The 15,829-nt window shown below is 65.0% G+C and carries 16 protein-coding genes and 1 tRNA gene; 13 read left to right on the top strand and 4 right to left on the bottom strand.

Going from position 1 to position 15,829, the window contains the following annotated elements; translation table 11 throughout:
• Window positions 1–28: 28 nt before the first annotated feature.
• Window positions 29–649: an NAD(P)-dependent oxidoreductase gene (locus PCO31010_RS09515; RefSeq protein WP_150664023.1), complete on the bottom strand. Its 621-nt coding sequence runs from the start codon at window positions 647–649 to the stop codon at window positions 29–31.
• A gap of 72 nt (window positions 650–721) precedes the next feature.
• The gene (locus PCO31010_RS09510; protein WP_150664022.1) at window positions 722–1,456 is read right to left on the bottom strand and encodes a DsbA family protein; all 735 of its coding nucleotides are present in this window, start codon (window positions 1,454–1,456) and stop codon (window positions 722–724) included.
• 154 nt (window positions 1,457–1,610) lie between these two features.
• Between PCO31010_RS09510 and PCO31010_RS09505 the strand changes: the two genes are divergently transcribed.
• Together PCO31010_RS09505 and PCO31010_RS09500 are read left to right on the top strand one after the other, a co-directional pair.
• On the top strand, window positions 1,611–2,531 hold the full coding sequence (locus PCO31010_RS09505; RefSeq protein WP_150660970.1) for a LysR family transcriptional regulator: 921 nt from the start codon (window positions 1,611–1,613) through the stop codon (window positions 2,529–2,531).
• Window positions 2,532–2,842: 311 nt separating this feature from the next.
• Window positions 2,843–4,555: an acid phosphatase gene (locus PCO31010_RS09500; RefSeq protein WP_150664021.1), complete on the top strand. Its 1,713-nt coding sequence runs from the start codon at window positions 2,843–2,845 to the stop codon at window positions 4,553–4,555.
• A gap of 87 nt (window positions 4,556–4,642) precedes the next feature.
• Here PCO31010_RS09500 and PCO31010_RS09495 read toward each other — a convergent pair whose 3' ends face one another.
• Window positions 4,643–5,098, bottom strand: coding sequence for a MarR family winged helix-turn-helix transcriptional regulator (locus PCO31010_RS09495; protein WP_150664020.1), 456 nt, complete (start codon window positions 5,096–5,098; stop codon window positions 4,643–4,645).
• Window positions 5,099–5,293: 195 nt separating this feature from the next.
• Between PCO31010_RS09495 and PCO31010_RS09490 the strand changes: the two genes are divergently transcribed.
• From PCO31010_RS09490 to PCO31010_RS09465, 6 genes are all read left to right on the top strand, one after another.
• Window positions 5,294–6,979, top strand: coding sequence for an FAD-dependent monooxygenase (locus tag PCO31010_RS09490; protein WP_150664019.1), 1,686 nt, complete (start codon window positions 5,294–5,296; stop codon window positions 6,977–6,979).
• Between the two features lie 27 nt (window positions 6,980–7,006).
• A complete protein-coding gene (locus PCO31010_RS09485) occupies window positions 7,007–7,210 on the top strand; it encodes a DUF2783 domain-containing protein (protein ID WP_150664018.1) in 204 nt (67 codons plus the stop codon).
• 131 nt (window positions 7,211–7,341) lie between these two features.
• On the top strand, window positions 7,342–8,751 hold the full coding sequence (locus tag PCO31010_RS09480; protein ID WP_150664017.1) for an MFS transporter: 1,410 nt from the start codon (window positions 7,342–7,344) through the stop codon (window positions 8,749–8,751).
• A 120-nt stretch (window positions 8,752–8,871) separates the two neighbouring features.
• A complete protein-coding gene (locus PCO31010_RS09475) occupies window positions 8,872–9,672 on the top strand; it encodes an NYN domain-containing protein (RefSeq protein ID WP_150664016.1) in 801 nt (266 codons plus the stop codon).
• Between the two features lie 93 nt (window positions 9,673–9,765).
• Window positions 9,766–9,842: transfer RNA gene (locus tag PCO31010_RS09470), tRNA-Val, on the top strand.
• Window positions 9,843–10,115: 273 nt separating this feature from the next.
• A complete protein-coding gene (locus tag PCO31010_RS09465; protein ID WP_150664015.1) occupies window positions 10,116–10,415 on the top strand; it encodes a hypothetical protein in 300 nt (99 codons plus the stop codon).
• A gap of 138 nt (window positions 10,416–10,553) precedes the next feature.
• Here PCO31010_RS09465 and PCO31010_RS09460 read toward each other — a convergent pair whose 3' ends face one another.
• The gene (locus PCO31010_RS09460) at window positions 10,554–11,453 is read right to left on the bottom strand and encodes a LysR family transcriptional regulator (RefSeq protein ID WP_150664014.1); all 900 of its coding nucleotides are present in this window, start codon (window positions 11,451–11,453) and stop codon (window positions 10,554–10,556) included.
• A gap of 144 nt (window positions 11,454–11,597) precedes the next feature.
• On the opposite strand from PCO31010_RS09460, the gene PCO31010_RS09455 reads away from it, so the two are divergent.
• The 5 genes from PCO31010_RS09455 (at window position 11,598) to PCO31010_RS09440 (ending at window position 15,736) form a co-directional block, all read left to right on the top strand.
• Window positions 11,598–12,284, top strand: coding sequence for a glutathione S-transferase family protein (locus PCO31010_RS09455; RefSeq protein ID WP_150664013.1), 687 nt, complete (start codon window positions 11,598–11,600; stop codon window positions 12,282–12,284).
• 81 nt (window positions 12,285–12,365) lie between these two features.
• Window positions 12,366–13,343 (top strand): pyridoxamine 5'-phosphate oxidase family protein, encoded by a 978-nt coding sequence (locus tag PCO31010_RS09450; protein ID WP_246184520.1) that lies wholly within the window; start codon window positions 12,366–12,368, stop codon window positions 13,341–13,343.
• A gap of 121 nt (window positions 13,344–13,464) precedes the next feature.
• The gene (locus PCO31010_RS26615; protein ID WP_174984545.1) at window positions 13,465–13,626 is read left to right on the top strand and encodes a hypothetical protein; all 162 of its coding nucleotides are present in this window, start codon (window positions 13,465–13,467) and stop codon (window positions 13,624–13,626) included.
• Window positions 13,627–13,875: 249 nt separating this feature from the next.
• A complete protein-coding gene (locus tag PCO31010_RS09445) occupies window positions 13,876–14,724 on the top strand; it encodes a DMT family transporter (protein ID WP_150664012.1) in 849 nt (282 codons plus the stop codon).
• Window positions 14,725–14,839: 115 nt separating this feature from the next.
• The gene (locus PCO31010_RS09440) at window positions 14,840–15,736 is read left to right on the top strand and encodes a LysR family transcriptional regulator (protein ID WP_150664011.1); all 897 of its coding nucleotides are present in this window, start codon (window positions 14,840–14,842) and stop codon (window positions 15,734–15,736) included.
• Window positions 15,737–15,829 lie beyond the last annotated feature (93 nt).

Below are 15,829 nucleotides of genomic sequence, written 5' to 3'. Positions count from 1 at the left end.
AGCGTCAGCGTCACCTGCCGCCTGCGTTTTAGTAACCGACCGTGAAACGCGCGCGCGGGTGTTGGTTCTTCTCAAGCTCGTCGACCAGCGCAATCGCGTAGTCTTCCATCGAGATCCAGCTCTTGCCGTTCGCGTCGACGAGCAGTCCGTCGCCACCGATGCGGAACTTGCCCGTGCGCTCGCCCGGCTCGAACAGTGCCGACGGCGACAGGAACGTCCAGTTCAGCGACGAATCCTTCGGCTCGGCGCGCAGCACTTCCAGGAACACGCGACCGGCGCTCGCTTCGGGCTTGTACGCGTCCGGGAATTCCGGCGTATCGATGAGCGCCTTGCCCGGTGCGATCTCGAGACTGCCCGCACCGCCGACCACCAGCAGACGCGGCACGCCTGCACGCTTCACAGCGTCGACGAGTTTGGCGGCGTCCATCGAGACGAAACGACCGGCGCTGATCACGGCGTCGTGACCGGCGAGCAGCGGCGCGAGCGACGACGGATCGGACGCGTCGCCCTTGACCACGGTGAGACCGTTCTCGGCTTCGACACGCTCCGGATTCCGTGCGATGCCCGTAACCGTGTGACCACGTTGCAGCAGTTCTTCGGCAACGCGCGTTCCGACGCGGCCAGTAATTCCAATCAGTGCGACTTTCATCAGGATGCTCCTGCGGATGAGGGGGGATGACTTGCGGGTGAAATTCGGGTGACGAGTGAGACGCCGTGAGACTCAGATTGCGCAGCCATCGGGGCCGCATTGCGGCAATGCGCCAGCGTCGCCAACGGCGGCGGGGTGTGCTGCCAGCAAGCGCTCGCGAAGCGCATCGCGCCACGCGTCCGGCTGACCGAGATAGCGGCCGGGTTCGAGCCGTTCCAACTGGCCGTCGATCTCCAGCGCGAATGTCGGGAAGCCGCTGCCGCCCAGGCGCGTGAGCCACGCGCGGCTGTCGCGGAAGTGCTGCATGAGCGCGCTGGCGTCCTGTGCGTCGAACGCTTTGCCGAAGGCCTCGCGATCCAGCCCGAGGTCCGCCGCGAGATCGATCAGCACGTCGCGATCGGCGATGCGTTTGCCGTCGACGTAGTGCGCGCGCTGCACGGCGGCGAACATGTCGAGACCGCGTCCCGCGAGTGCTTCGGCGGCCAGCACGGCTGCCGTGGGCGGTGCGGAGTCGAACACGGCGGTGCCGTCACGCAGCAGGCCTTCGAAGTAGGCATCGCCGAATGGCTGGCCGGTCAGCGCTGCGATCCGGTGATCGTGCGGCATGACGTAGTTGCGCAACTGCGGCGTGACGGGCTGGGCGTTCGGACCGGCCATCATGCCGCCACCGTGAAAGTCGACGTCGAGACCGGCCACGTCGCGCGCGGCACGCACGAGGGGCGCGGCGGCGTAGCACCAGCCGCACAGCGGGTCGGCGATGTAATGCAGCGTGGCTTGATGGGCGGTTTGCTGTGCGGCTGAGGTCATGGCGGGGTTCCTGTGTGTTGCAGCGCGGCGTCCAGAGCCCTTGCAGGACCGTAGGGGACAATTTCGCGCTTTCCATGATTGCCATCGTAGTCGCGCCACTCGCGCAAAAAAAGCCCATAATGACGATCAATTTGTTGCACCGATCGAGCAAATCATGGACCGTCTGACGGCGATGCGGGTCTTTACGGAAGTGGCCGAGCGCGGCTCGCTGACGGCGGCGGCGCAACGGCTCGATATGTCGCGTGCGATGGTCTCGCGCTACCTCGCAGAACTCGAAGCGTGGCTCGGCACTCGCCTGCTGCATCGGACGACCCGCGCCGTGAGCCTCACCGACGCGGGTAACGACGCCCTGCCGCGTTGTCGCGAAATGCTCGGCATCGCCGACGATCTGGCGTGCGCGTCGAACGCCGACAGTACGCCGCGCGGCTTGTTGCGCGTGGCGTGCAGCACGTCGCTCGGGCAGGCGTTTCTGGCCGCGGCAGTCACGCGCTTCATCGTGAAGCATCCGGGCGTGGCGATCGATCTCGTGGTCGCGGACCGCACCGTCGATCTGGTGGACGAACGCATCGACCTCGCCATTCGCGTGACAACCGAGCCGTCTCCCGGCCTCATTGCCCGCAAGCTGGCGACGTGCCATTCCGTCATCTGCGCCGCGCCGTCCTATCTGCAACGTCATGGCACGCCGACGCGCGCCGAAGACCTCGCGCTTCACAACTGTCTGACGTACACCTACTTCGGCAAGAGCCTCTGGCAATTCACGCACGACGGCGTGCCGCTCGGCGTACCGGTGGGCGGCAATCTGTCGGCCAATGAGGTGAACGTGGTGTTCGCTGCGACGCTCGCCGGCGCAGGCATCTCGATGCAGCCGGTCTACTCGGCGCTGCCACATCTGCGCGACGGTTCGCTCGTCGCACTGCTGCCCGACTACGTGCCGCGCGAAATGACCGTCTATGGCGTGTACATCTCGCGCAAGCAGATGCCCAGCGCCCTGCGCGCGCTGCTCGACGATCTGGTCGAGCAATTCCAGACGGGGCTCTTTCAGGACACGGGCTATCCGGGACGTCGGGCTGCCTAGTCGGTCCGAACGCGCCGCTTTTTGCCCGTCGTCGCGCTCATCGTCTCGCTCATCGTCTCGCTCATCGTCTCGTTAAGATTCGCGCGACCTGCGAGCCCGATGGCCCCATCCTGTTTCACACTGCGTGACGCATCGGCGATGTCACCGAAATGTCACATTCCCCGCGTAAAACCGTCGCTTGCCTCGCCCGCCCGGGCAAGCCGACACGTTAAGGGTTCGTAGTTACCTGCGGTCCCTGCCCGTCAGTCCTTGCCGACCGGTCGCGGGCGCTCACGCGCGCCCCACTGCCCGACACGTCAAACAAGGACATCATGACGCACGACACCACGCCCCAGCCTCACGATCCGGCACTCGACGCCGACCTCTCGCACGACGACGATCCGACGAATCCGCAGCGCCGCCGCATTCTGCAAGGTCTGGCCGCCATCGGCGCCGCCGGTGCCGCAGGCGCTTCGCTGAGTGGCTGCGCGACCGAAGGCGGTGCCGGTGCACCGACCGCCGTTGCTGCGGGTGGCACGTTCGACGCCCAGCTCAAGGCCAATGTGAAGACGGTCGTCGTGATCTATCTCGAGAACCGCAGCTTCAACAACCTGTTCGCCGACTTCCCCGGCATCGAGAAGCCGCTCTCGAAGGTAGCTGCATCGAGCTACACGCAGCTCGATCGCGACGGCAAGACGCCGATGTCGCTGCTCCCGCCGGTGTTCGACGGTCTGGTGCCGCGCGCGCAGATGATCGGCGGCAAGAAGTACCACATCACCGAGAAGGACATTGCGCGCCAGCCGAACGCACCGTTCATGCTCAAGGACGCCGAGGGCAAGCTGCTGCCGGAGTCGGTCATCACGCGCGACCTGTGGCACCTGTTCTGGCAGAACCAGATGCAGATCAACGACGGCGCGAACAACCAGTTCGCCGCCTGGGCGGACTCGGGCGGTCTGGTCATGGGCTACTACGGCGACACGGCCAAGACGCTCGACCTTTACAAGATCGCGCAGCAGTACACGATGTGCGACAACTTCTTCATGGCGGCCTTCGGCGGCTCGTTCCTGAACCACCAGTTCCTCGTGACGGCACGCCCGCCGATGTATCCGAACGCCGCGCAGAGCCCGGCCAAAGACAAGATCGCCGTGCTGGCCGACGGTCCGCAGGGTGTGCGTCTCGCCGTGGCGCCCGACTCACCCGCATCGGCTGCCGACGGCAAGCCGAAGTTCGTGCGCGACGGTGCGATCACGCCGGACAACTTCGCCGTGAACACGATGATGCCCGCGTATCAACCGTCGCCGATCAAGCCCGCCGCGTCGGGTGACAAGCGTCTGGCCGATCCGTCGAACCCGGCGACGCTGCCGCCGCAGAACTACGCCACCATCGGCGACCTGCTCTCGACGAAGGGTGTCTCGTGGGCGTGGTATGCGGGCGCATGGCAGTCGGCACTCGACCACAAGGGTGGCGCGGACAAGCCGAACTTCCAGTACCACCATCAGCCGTTCAACTACTTCGCCCAGTTCGCACCGGGCACGGCGGCACGCGAAGAACACCTGCGCGATGGCGGGGAAGGCGACAGCCCGATCTCGAACAAATTCATCGCCGACGCGATTGCGGGCAAGCTGCCCGCCGTCACGTTCTACAAGCCGCAGGGCAACCTGAATCAGCACGCCGGTTATTCGGACGTGGAGTCCGGCGACCAGCACGTGGCGAACGTGCTTGCGCACCTGATGAAGTCGCCGCAGTGGAACAACATGGTGGTCGTGATCACGTATGACGAGAACGGCGGCTGGTGGGATCACGTGGCACCGCCGAAGGGTGACCGCTGGGGTCCGGGTTCGCGCATTCCGGCCGTCGTGGTGTCGCCGTTCGCCAAGCGCGGCAACGTCGATCACACGTTCTACGACACCACGTCGGTCCTGCGCTTCGTCACGCGTCTGCACGATCTGCCGACGCTCGAAGGCATCGCGTATCGCAACGCCGCCTTCGCAGCGCGCGGCACGAACCCGCCGGGCGATCTGACGAAGACGCTGAACTTTGCGTAATCGGCTTAGACGTCGGCGATAAAGAAAAGGGCACCTTCGGGTGCCCTGATTCATGGTGGTGACGCCTACTCCCCCTACTCCCCCTACTCACTCGAGCTCATCGAGCTCGTCCGAGCGCAGCAGCAGTTTGTCCAGCAGACGTTCGTACACGCGCATCTCGTCGTCGCTCAGCGCTTCGAACAGCCGTTCGTAATGCGTGCGTGCGGCATCGATCACCACGCGCCAGACACGCTCGCCCTCCGGCGTGAGCGTCACTTTGACGGCGCGACCGTCGTGCTCGTCCGGGGCGCGGCGCACCAGCCCGCGCGTAACCAGCCCGTCCGCCCCACGGCTCGCCTGACTCTTGTCCAGATTCGCCCGGCGCGCCAGTTCCGAGTTCGACAACGCCCCGGCCGTGCCCACCGCCGCCAGCACGCGCGATTCCGCCAGACTCAACTGCGCACCGTCCGCGTACGACTGCGCAACGCGCCTGTCGTGCTGCTTCATCAGGCGGTGCATCTTGTACGTCAGGAACTGGTCGAGCGATTTGTGGGATGGCCGCATTTCAGTGTTTTCCCCTAGACGAAATGGGTCGATATTTGGTTGCGAACGCAACCTTAGCACACTAGAATTGTTGCGTTAGCAACTAAATGCTCGATGACGGTTCCCGTCATTCGCGCGCTGTGGCTGCGCCGCCTCTCCGCTGACACGAGGCCCCGCAACACACGCGCCGAGCGGCTTTTCGGGTGCCGCATCACCATGCATAAACCAGAGACCACCCCGCGCGCGTCGCTGTATCACACGTATCGCGTCTATCCCCATTTTGCGCCGCAGAGCGACACCCCTGCCGTGCCCGTCACCATCGTGGGCGGCGGTCCGATCGGCATGGTCACCGCGTTGGCGCTGGCGCGTCACGGTGTGCGCTGCGTTGTGCTGCAAGCCGAACAGCAAGTCTCCGAAGGCAGCCGCGCGATTGTCTTCACGCGCCGCTCGCAGGAGATTCTGCAAGCAGTCGGCGTGGCCGATGCCGTCGTCGCCAACGGTCTGCCGTGGACGAGCGGTAACTCGTACTATCGCGGCCAGCGCGTGTTCCGCATGGAGTCGCCCGTCGATGAGGACGACCGCTTCGCACCGCTCATCAACCTCCAGCAAAACGTGCTCGAGAGCTATCTGGTCGACGCCATCGAGCGCGAGCCGCTTGTCGAAATGCGCTGGGGCAACAAGCTGATCGGACTAACGCAGGACGACGACGGTGTCGCGTTGCAAATCGACACGCCCGAGGGCGAGTACACGCAGCGCACGGGCTGGCTCGTGGCCGCCGACGGCGCGCGCTCGACGGTGCGCACAACGCTGGGCCTGCGCTTCGAAGGCGCGAGCTACGAGGGCCGCTTCGTCATCGCCGACATTCGCATCGATCTCGATCTGCCGACCGAGCGCCTTGCCTTCTTCGCCCCCGATTGGAACCCGGGCAACACCGTACTGATGCATCGTGAGCCGGGCGATATCTGGCGGGTGGACTATCAGTTGCCGGTCGACGAAACGTCCGAACATGCGCTGCAACCGGAAACGATTCGCGAGCGCATCAACGCGCAACTGGACATGATGGGTCTCGGCGGCAAGCCCTGGGAACTCGACTGGTGCTCGGTGTATTCGGCGCGAGCGCTGACGCTGCCCGACTACGTGCACGGACGTGTGCTCTTCGCGGGTGACGCTGCCCACCTGCTGCCGATCTTCGGCGTGCGCGGCGCCAACACCGGTTTCCAGGACGCTATCGATCTGTCGTGGAAACTCGCGGCCGTGGTCAAGGGCGCGGCCCCGACGCCGTTGCTCGCGTCGTACACGCACGACCGTGTGGGTGCTGCGCGCGAGATCATTTCGGAAGCGGGCAAGAGTACGCGCTTCATGACGCCGCCGTCACACGGATTCCGCGTGCTGCGCGACGCCGTGCTCGATCTCTCGCTCGATCATGAATTCGTGCGTCCGCTGTTCCACTGGCGCACGTCGCGCGCGCACGACTATCGTCACTCGCCGCTCAACAGCCCGAACGACGACAACGCGACGATGACGGCAGGCCCGAGCGTCGGCGCGCCCACACCGAACGTGAAGCTCGCCGAGAACGACTATCTCTACGACCACCTCGGTGCGGCGTTCCATCTCGTAACGTTCGGCGATGCACCGCTCGACGATGCGCTGCGTCAGGCCATCGTGACGTGGCGCGAGCGTGGCGTGCCCGTCAAGGTCATCGCCTTCGCGCTGTCCGAGAACACCGTGGCCGGTGCCGATCTCACGTTGCCCGACCCGACAGGCCACGCCGCCGCCAAGTACGGCGCGGCCGATGGCACGGCGTACCTCGTACGCCCCGATCACCATATCTGCGCCCGTTGGTTGCAGCTCGACGCCCCGCGTCTGGCCAGCGCCCTTGCGCAGGCGACGGCGCTCGCCTGAACGCCCCGCTCTCCAAGGAAGCTCGTCATGACCGCTCAACAAACCGCCATCGCAGGCCTCGAAGACATCTACGACACGCTCGCGCTAGCCATCGACGCCGCCCCGGCCGACAAGCGCGAGTTGCTCCTCGCCAAAGTCGCGCTGCTGCTCGCCAATGAGATTCGCGATCCGCAACGCGCGATCGATCTCATCGCGCAGGCCGCAGGCAGCACGCAATTGCAAGCCGCCTGACGGCGGTACGCGACGCCCAATCGTTCATATCGTTCGTTCAGTTCCTTTCGGCGTCCGCCCTCGATGGCGGACCCCATCTCAAAACACCGCCACATCAAACAAGGCGGGGAGCGCTGGAGAAGACCCCCATCATGAGTCGTATCACGCCCGCCGCCGGTCTTGCCGGCGGCATTGCCGCATCCGTACCCGACGCTCGCGTTCGCGCAGACGCCCCGGTCCACCGTGTCGCCAGCGAGGCGATGGAGCGCGCCGTCGTGCGCAAGGTCTCGCGGCGTTTGCTCGGCTTTCTGTTCGTCCTGTTCCTGTTCTCGTTCCTCGACCGCATCAACGTCGGCTTCGCTGCACTTACGATGAGTCAGGACCTCGGGCTCACCAGCACGATGTTCGGGATGGCCTCGACGGTTTTCTATCTGACGTACGTGCTGTGTGGCGTGCCGAGCAACCTCATGCTTGTGAAGTTCGGCGCGCGTCGCTGGATCGGCGCGATTCTGATCGCGTGGGGCCTGGCATCGAGCGCGACGATGTTCGCGCATGACGCCACCAGCCTCTATCTGATTCGCGCCATCGTCGGCATTACCGAAGCGGGCTTCCTGCCCGGCATGCTGCTGTACATGGGCGACTGGTTCCCGTCTGCCGCGCGCGCACGCGCCAACGCGTGGTTCATGATTGCGATGCCTGTGACGTCGGCACTCGGTGCTGCGGCATCGGGCTATCTGCTGCGCCTCGACGGCGTGGCCGGACTCGCAGGCTGGCAGTGGCTGTTCGTGCTCGAAGGCTTGCCGACAGTGCTGCTCGGCCTCGTCACCTGGTGGTATCTCGACGACAAGCCGTCCGACGCGCGCTGGCTGAGCGCCACCGAGAAGCAGACGCTTGGCGCGATGATCGAGCGTGATCGCGCTGAAGCGACGGCACGACAAGCGGGCGAAGCAGGCACAAAGTCGAGCGCAAACACCAGCATGTGGCGCGCCATCTGCACGCCGAGCGTGGCGAAGTTCGCGCTCGGGTACTTCTGTCTCGTCAACACGCTCTCGCTGGCGTCGCTGTGGATTCCGCAGATCGTAAAGAGCTTCGGTACGACGAGCAGCAACGTCACCATCGGTCTGCTTGCCGCCATCCCGTCTGTCTGCACCATCGCAGGCATGATCTGGTGGGGACGCCGCTCCGACCGTCTGCAAGAGCGACGCTGGCACCTCGTGCTGCCGATGCTGTTCTCCGCCGCGGGCTGGGTCGTCACCTGCTTCGCACCGGAACCATCGCTGCGACTCGCGGGGGTGGCGATGGCGTCGACCGGCGCGTACACGGCGATGGCGATCTTCTGGACGGTGCCGGATCGCAGCCTTGCGCCGCACACCCGCGCGCTGGGGCTGGCCGTCATCAATGCGGTCGGCAACCTCGGTTCCGCATTGAGTCCCATCGTGGTCGGCGTGCTCAAGGACTGGACGCATTCGTTCACCTCGGGGCTGATGTTCGCGGCGGTGAGCCTGCTCGTCGGCATCGGCGTGTTGTGGTTCGCCCCGCTGGGGCAGCGAGGCACGCGTTAGCCGCTCGCATTCATCTCTGTCACTCAGGTTAGGCATGGCGGTCACAGTTCCGGGTCATAATGCAAAGCGTCCGACCGATCCGAAAGATCCGACACATCTTTGCGTCCAAGGAACCCCGCCATGCCCGTGACAACACCGGTGGCCGCTCAGGGCCCCACGCTCGTCGTGCTCATCGACGCCGATAACGCTGCACCCGCCATCGTCGAAGGTCTGCTCACCGAAGTCGCCAAGTACGGCGTCGCCAGCGTGAAGCGGATCTACGGCGACTGGACCAAGCCGAATCTCGACGGCTGGAAGAAGTGCCTGCTCGAATACTCGATTCAGCCCATCCAGCAATTCCGTTACACCGTCGGCAAGAACGCCACCGACAGCGCCATGATCATCGACGCGATGGATCTGCTCTACACCGGGCGCTTCGACGGCTTCTGCCTCGTCTCCAGCGACAGCGACTTCACGCGGCTCGCGTCGCGCATTCGCGAACAGGGCCTGATCGTGTACGGCTTCGGTGAGCGCAAGACACCGCAGCCCTTCGTCACCGCATGCGACAAGTTCATCTACACCGAACTGCTGCGTCAGGACGATGAGCCGGACGACGACGAAGCGCCCACACCGCGCAAGCGTCGCAGCGCCGCCGAACTCAAACGCGACGCACGGCTCGTTCGGCTGTTGCGCAACGCCGTGACCGGCGTGTCGGACGAAGACGGCTGGGCCAGCCTCGGCGCGATGGGCAGTCACATCGCGAAGCAAGCGCCCGACTTCGACGCACGCAACTACGGCTTCGGCAAACTGAGCGATCTCGTCGCGACCATCGGGCTGTTCGACGTGGAACAGCGCTCGGGCAGCGGCGGCAACAAGGGTATCTGGGTGCGCATCAAGCCGAAGCGCGGTGCTTCGGGTGCCGCCGCCAAACGGGGAGAATGAGCACGCGACGGGGCATCCACGCGCGTTTCGTTAAGATTTTTTCGCAAAACGCTTGCCAGCCTCAGAAATACCCCATATACTCGCGGTCTTTCTAGGCTCGTAGCTCAGTTGGTTAGAGCACCACCTTGACATGGTGGGGGTCGTTGGTTCGAATCCAATCGAGCCTACCAACGATTAAATGCAAAAGGCGTCACGCGAATTTCGTGTGACGCCTTTTGTGTTTTCTGCGCCCGATTTTTTCGTCGACCACCGCTGCTCGACTTCCCCGCTCATCGCATTCCGCGCGCCTCGCCGCTCCGTCCACCGGCGTTACAAAACGACACATCCCCAACACACTCGTAGCACCTGCTACGCAAGGCCGTCGCTAGACTGGCTTCAACGGTTTCAACAACGTGGCCAACGCCACTACCGAATCAACAAAAGCAGGACTCATGGAGGACACCATGAAACGCATTCTGATCATCGCTGCCCTTGGCGCTGCTGCCGCCGTCGCTTCCACCGCCGCTTCGGCACACGTGGATGTCGGCCTCTATCTCGGCGTGCCTGCCCCGGTCGTCGTGGCGCCGCAGCCGGTCTACGTCGCACCGGAACCGGTGTATGTGGCCCCACAACCCGTATATCGCGCGCCGCAACCGGTGGTGTACTACGGTCGTGACCGTTATGACGACTGGCGCGAGCGCCGCTGGGAGGAGCGTCGTCACGATCGCGGCTGGCACCGTGGCTGGCGCGAAGACCGCGACTAATACTCGCCTGAACTGACAAAAGAACGAAGCGGCCCGCCGGTTGGCGTCGGCGGGCTTTTTTAGCGGGAAGCGGCTCCGTCGCTTTCCGCGTTCTTTTATCTGACGTTCGCTCGTCGACTAGCTCGACGCGACGTCACGTCAGCGCCACCGCGTCGCCACTTCAGGCAATTCCCGCTTCATCCACTCCACGAACGCACGTGTGCGCGACGGCAACAGGCGCGCATGCGGATAGACGATGTTCACCGGTCGCGCCGGTCCTTCGTAGTCCTTCAATACGCGCACGAGCCGCCCCTCGTCCATCGCCTGCGCCACCTGATACGACAGAAAGCAACCGTAGCCCATGCCGTCGGCGCACGCTTCGACGGCCGTCATGCCGTGGCTGATTTCAAGATTGCCGTCGACGGGCACGACGAACTCCCGTCCCCCTTCCCAGAAACGCCATTGGCCGTAACCACCGCCGTGCGAGAGGATGCAGTTCTTGCCGAGCAGATCGCGCGGATGCGCCACTTCGCCCTGCTCCGCAATGCACGCGGGACTCGCGACCACCACGCGGCGAATCGCCCCGATGCCCTGCGCGACAAGCGTGGAGTCGTCGAGCGGCGAGATCCGGATGCCGACGTCGATGCCCTCCTCCCATAGATTCACCACGCGGTCGTTGAGCAGGAGCCTGCATTTGACGTTCGGGTACGCGCGCAGGAACCGGAACATCGCCGGGGCGACGTGCATCTGTCCGAACAGCACCGGAGCGGTGATGACCAGCGTACCGCTCGGCGCCTCGTGACGCGCCGCCAGCCGCGCCTCAGCCTCGTGTAACTCGCTGAGGATCTGACGGCAGGTGTCGAGGTAGGTGTGCCCCTCTTCCGTGAGGGCGATGCGGCGCGTCGTGCGATTGAGCAACCGCACTTCCAGGGAAGTTTCAAGCGCCGCCAGCGTCCGCACCACAGCGGGCAGCGACGAATCGAGCGCGCGTGCCGCCGCACTCAGGCTGCCCTGATCGACGATGGCAACGAACGTCTGCATTGCGCGAAGTTTGTCCATGCGGCGCATAATTACTCCGTTTTTCGGAGTAGTCAAATCAAGTTCACGCCATTTATCCGGAAATCGACTGGATGGAGAATTGGCTTATTGCGTGACGGTTCCGACTCCGGCGCTGCCGCATCCACTCACCCACGGAGATGCCCAATGACCCGCCCTACCGATATTCACGCCTACGCGCCCGCCCGCCCTGCGCGTCCGATCAAGTTCTACCGTTTCACGCTCTCGGGCCACTGTCATCGCATCGAGCTGATGCTCAATCTGCTCGACTTGCCGTATGAGGCCATCGACGTCGATCTGGCGACCGGTGAGAACAAGCAACCTGCGTACCTCGCCATCAACCCGTTCGGTCAGGTGCCCGCCATCGACGACGACGGTGTGATCCTCGCCGATTCGAACGCGATCCTCGTCTACCTCGCGACCCGCTACGACGCAAAGCACGCCTGGCTGCCGCAGGATGCGGTGGCTGCTGCTCACGTGCAACGCTGGCTGTCGGTGGCCGCTGGCGATCTGGCGTTCGGCGCGGCGGCAGCGCGCGTGGCGGTCGTCTTCAACCGTGGCGTCGATACGACCGCGATGGTCGAGCGTGGCGTGTTGCTGCTCACGCGTCTCGAAGCGCATCTCACCGCAGCGAACGCCACGCCGTTCGTCACGGCCGCCACGCCGACGATTGCCGACATCGCGCTGTACACGTACCTGGCGCATGCGCCCGAAGGCAACGTGTCGCTGCAACCGTATCCGGCCGTGCGCGCCTGGCTGGCGCGCATCGAAGCGCTGCCGCGTTTCGTGCCGATGCCGTCGACGGCGTGCGGTCTGAACGCCGTTGCCGCATAACGACTGAATGAAGGCTGCTCGCGTCGCCTGTGCAGTGCCTGATGCATTGCCCGAGCGCCGCCTGAACCGAAGGAGAGCATCATGAACGCCCCCACCCCGTCACCGCTTCAACTGGAATCGCCCTTTCACGCAGGCGAAATGTACGTGCAGACGCTCGCAGGTTCCCGTGAGCAGATGGCGGAGGTGGGGGCGCGCGTGATTCGTCTCGCTATGCCGGATCAGCATCGCCAGTTCTTCGCGCAGTTGCCGTTTCTCGTCATGGGCGGGTTGGATGCCGACGATCAGCCGTGGGCCACGCTGCTCAGCGGCACCCCCGGCTTCGCGCATTCGCCCGATCCGACGCTGCTGCGTGTGAATGCGTTTCCGCCCCCGACCGATCCGCTCTACGGCGCGGTGACGTCGGGCGCACCGATCGGCTTGCTGGGGATCGAGCCTTCGACGCGGCGTCGCAATCGCGTCAACGGCTCCATCGATGAAGTCGATGCGCAAGGGTTCACGCTGCGGGTCGCCCAGAGTTTCGGCAACTGCCCGCAGTACATCCGCAAGCGCGAAGCAACGCCGCAAGCGCACGATGCGCCACCGGTGGCCGAACCGCCGCAAAGCTCACTCGACGACGACGCGCAGTGGCAAATCGCGAGTGCCGACACGTTCTTCATCGCCACGCATTACGCAGGCGATGGCGCGACAGCGCGCAGTTCAGGCACCGACGTCTCGCATCGCGGCGGCAAGCCTGGATTCGTGCGCGTGGAAGACGCCAACACGCTGGTGTGGCCCGACTTTCGCGGCAACTCGTTCTACAACACGCTCGGCAATCTGCACGCCAACCCGCGCGCCGGGCTGGTGTTCGTCGACTTCGCGTCGGGCGACTTCTTGCACGTCGCAGGAGACGCCGAAGTCCTTTGGCACGACGAAGCACAAAGCGGCTTCGAAGGTGCGCTGCGGCTGGTGCGTCTGCATGTGCGCGAAGTGCGACGCGTACGAGGTGCGCTACCGGCCGCCTGGCGCGACGGCGAGGCATCGCCCAGCGTCGAGCGCACGGGCGCGTGGCCAACCGCCTGACGCACGCGACGATGGGCGCTTGCCCGCGTGGATACCTCCGTGTAAAGTGTGTTCACGCTCGTCGAGTGACGGGCGTGATTCGACATTCGAATCAACACCCATTCGATCCCTCCATCGATCCATGACTGCTCACGCATTCGTCCACCTCGCCGTAGCATCGATTTCGCCGCCGCAACGCGGTGTCGGTGCTCGACTGCGCGGACGTTTTGCAGCCGTGGCACCTCCCCCGCCGTCCGGCGTGGCACCGCCCACCGTGGTGGTCGCCGACGTGGTCGTGGCCTGACGCCACACACGGCTCGCTGGGTGTCCGTCACCCGGCACAACACTTTTTCATTCGAATTTCAGCGGGTTCAAGTGGTCTGCGCGCATTGCGCCAGCCGCGATGATCTTGTGTCGATGCCTCGATGCTGTCGTCTAGATTATGTCGCCCCGGTTGTGTGCCACTTCAGGCGCGCGACGTGAGCGATCTCGTCATGACGTCGCGGCACAAACATTGCACGCCACACCGGACACGCTGCTCAGGGGAAGATCGATGCAACTCGATGGTCTTGCATTGCGCCGCCATGGCGCGACGCTCTTGTTTGTTCTGTTGTGGAGCGGCGGCGCACTGGCCGCCAAATGGGGGCTGGCGCACGCGTCGGCGTTTGCCTTTCTCGTCATCCGTCTGGGGGTCGCGTTCGCGGCGCTCACGCTGATCGCACTGACCCGTCGCCAATGGTGGCCCGCACCCGGCACCGGCTGGCAGGTGGCGGGCACCGGTGTGCTGCTCATCGGCGGCTATCAGGCGTCGTATCTGCTGGCGCTCGCCAGCGGCATCACCCCGGGGGCGCTCGCGACGGTGCTTGGCGTCCAGCCGATTCTCACGCTCGTGGTGCTGGAGCGGCGCCATAGTGCGCGACGTCTGTTGGGGCTGGCGGTCGCGCTGGTCGGGCTGGCGCTCGTGGTCGCACAAAGTCTGATGTCGGCACGGCTATCGGCAGCGGGGTCCGTGTGGGCGCTCACCGCGCTCGCCTGCATGACGCTCGGCACGCTCGCGCAAAAAGGGTCGCGACAAACGCCCCTCGACGTGCTGCCGCTGCAGTACGCGGTCGGACTGGCGCTGGCATTGCTCGTCGCGCCGACGCAGCCGTGGCACATCGACAACACGTTGGGCTTCTGGCTGCCGCTGCTCTACATGGGTCTCGTGATTTCGGTCGGCGCGACGCTGCTGCTCTATCGAATGATCGCGTCCGGCAATCTGGTGACGGTGACGAGCCTGTTCTATCTGGTGCCCGTGGTGACCGCACTGCTCGACTGGGGCATCTTCGGGCACCGGCCGACGACGCTGGCCGTCGCGGGCACCGCCGCGATTCTGATGGGCTTGCGGCTGGCGCTCCGATAGCTTGAGTCGCGAACGCCGTCGGCATCTCGGCTAAGATTGTCTTTCTCAGGGTGACAATGCGCATCGAAGTGCGTTCGTTGTCACCCGCAATTTATTGAAGACGGAAATCTTGCCGATGGACCTGCTCGACGACATGCGCATCTTCGTCAGCGCCGTGGACGCCATGAGCTTCACCGGGGCGGCGGCGAAACTCGGACTCTCGAAGCAGTTCGTGAGCCGCCGCATCTCCTCGCTGGAGCAATCGCTCGGCGTGCGCCTGCTGCTGCGAACGACCCGACGACTGGCCGTGACCGACCTCGGTCGGGTCTACTACGAGCGCGCCCGGCGCATCCTTGACGATGTGGAAGCCGCGAATCTGGCGGTGAGCAGTCAGGGGGAGCGCCCGCGCGGTAATTTGCGGGTGTCTGCTCCGATGTCGTTCGGGACGATGTTCCTCAGCTCGGCGATTCCGTCGTTTCTCACGACCTATCCCGACGTCACCATCGAACTCGAACTGAACGACCGCACGGTGGACATCATCGGCGAAGGCTACGACGTGGCGGTGCGTATCGGCGCGCTGGCCGACTCGTCGCTGATCGCCCGTACGGTCGCGCCCATGCGCATGGTCACGTGCGTCAGTCCTCGCTATCTCGAAACCCACGGTGCGCCGCAAACGCCCGAAGAACTGAGCGATCACACGTTGTTACCCTACGGTCACAGCCAGCGTGTGAGCTGGCATTACTCGCGCGACGGGCAGCCGCTTGAGATTCCGGTGTCCGGACGGCTCCGCGTGAACAACGGCGAACTGGCGCGCGATGCGGCGGTGGCCGGGCTTGGCGTGACGTGGCTGCCGGTGTTTATCGTCGCCCCCGCCTTGCTGGGCGGTCGTCTCGTGACGGTGCTCGACGACTTCGAACCACCGCCGTCGTCGATTTATGTCGTCTACCCGCAGCATCGTCAGGCATCGCTCGTGATCCGGGCGTTTTCGGACTTTCTGGCGGCGGCGTGCGGCGTCGCGGGCACGCAGTGGTGAACGGTGAGGGATGACAGCGTGGGAATGTCATCCCGGCGTGCGGGAATCCGACCGGAGTCACGGACAAATGGCGGATAAATGGTGGATGAATGG

The sequence above is a fragment of the Pandoraea commovens genome (genome assembly GCF_902459615.1).
Taxonomy (GTDB): domain Bacteria; phylum Pseudomonadota; class Gammaproteobacteria; order Burkholderiales; family Burkholderiaceae; genus Pandoraea; species Pandoraea commovens.
Note: the sequence above shows the minus strand (reverse complement) of the source record. Positions and strands in the feature narration are given on the sequence as shown.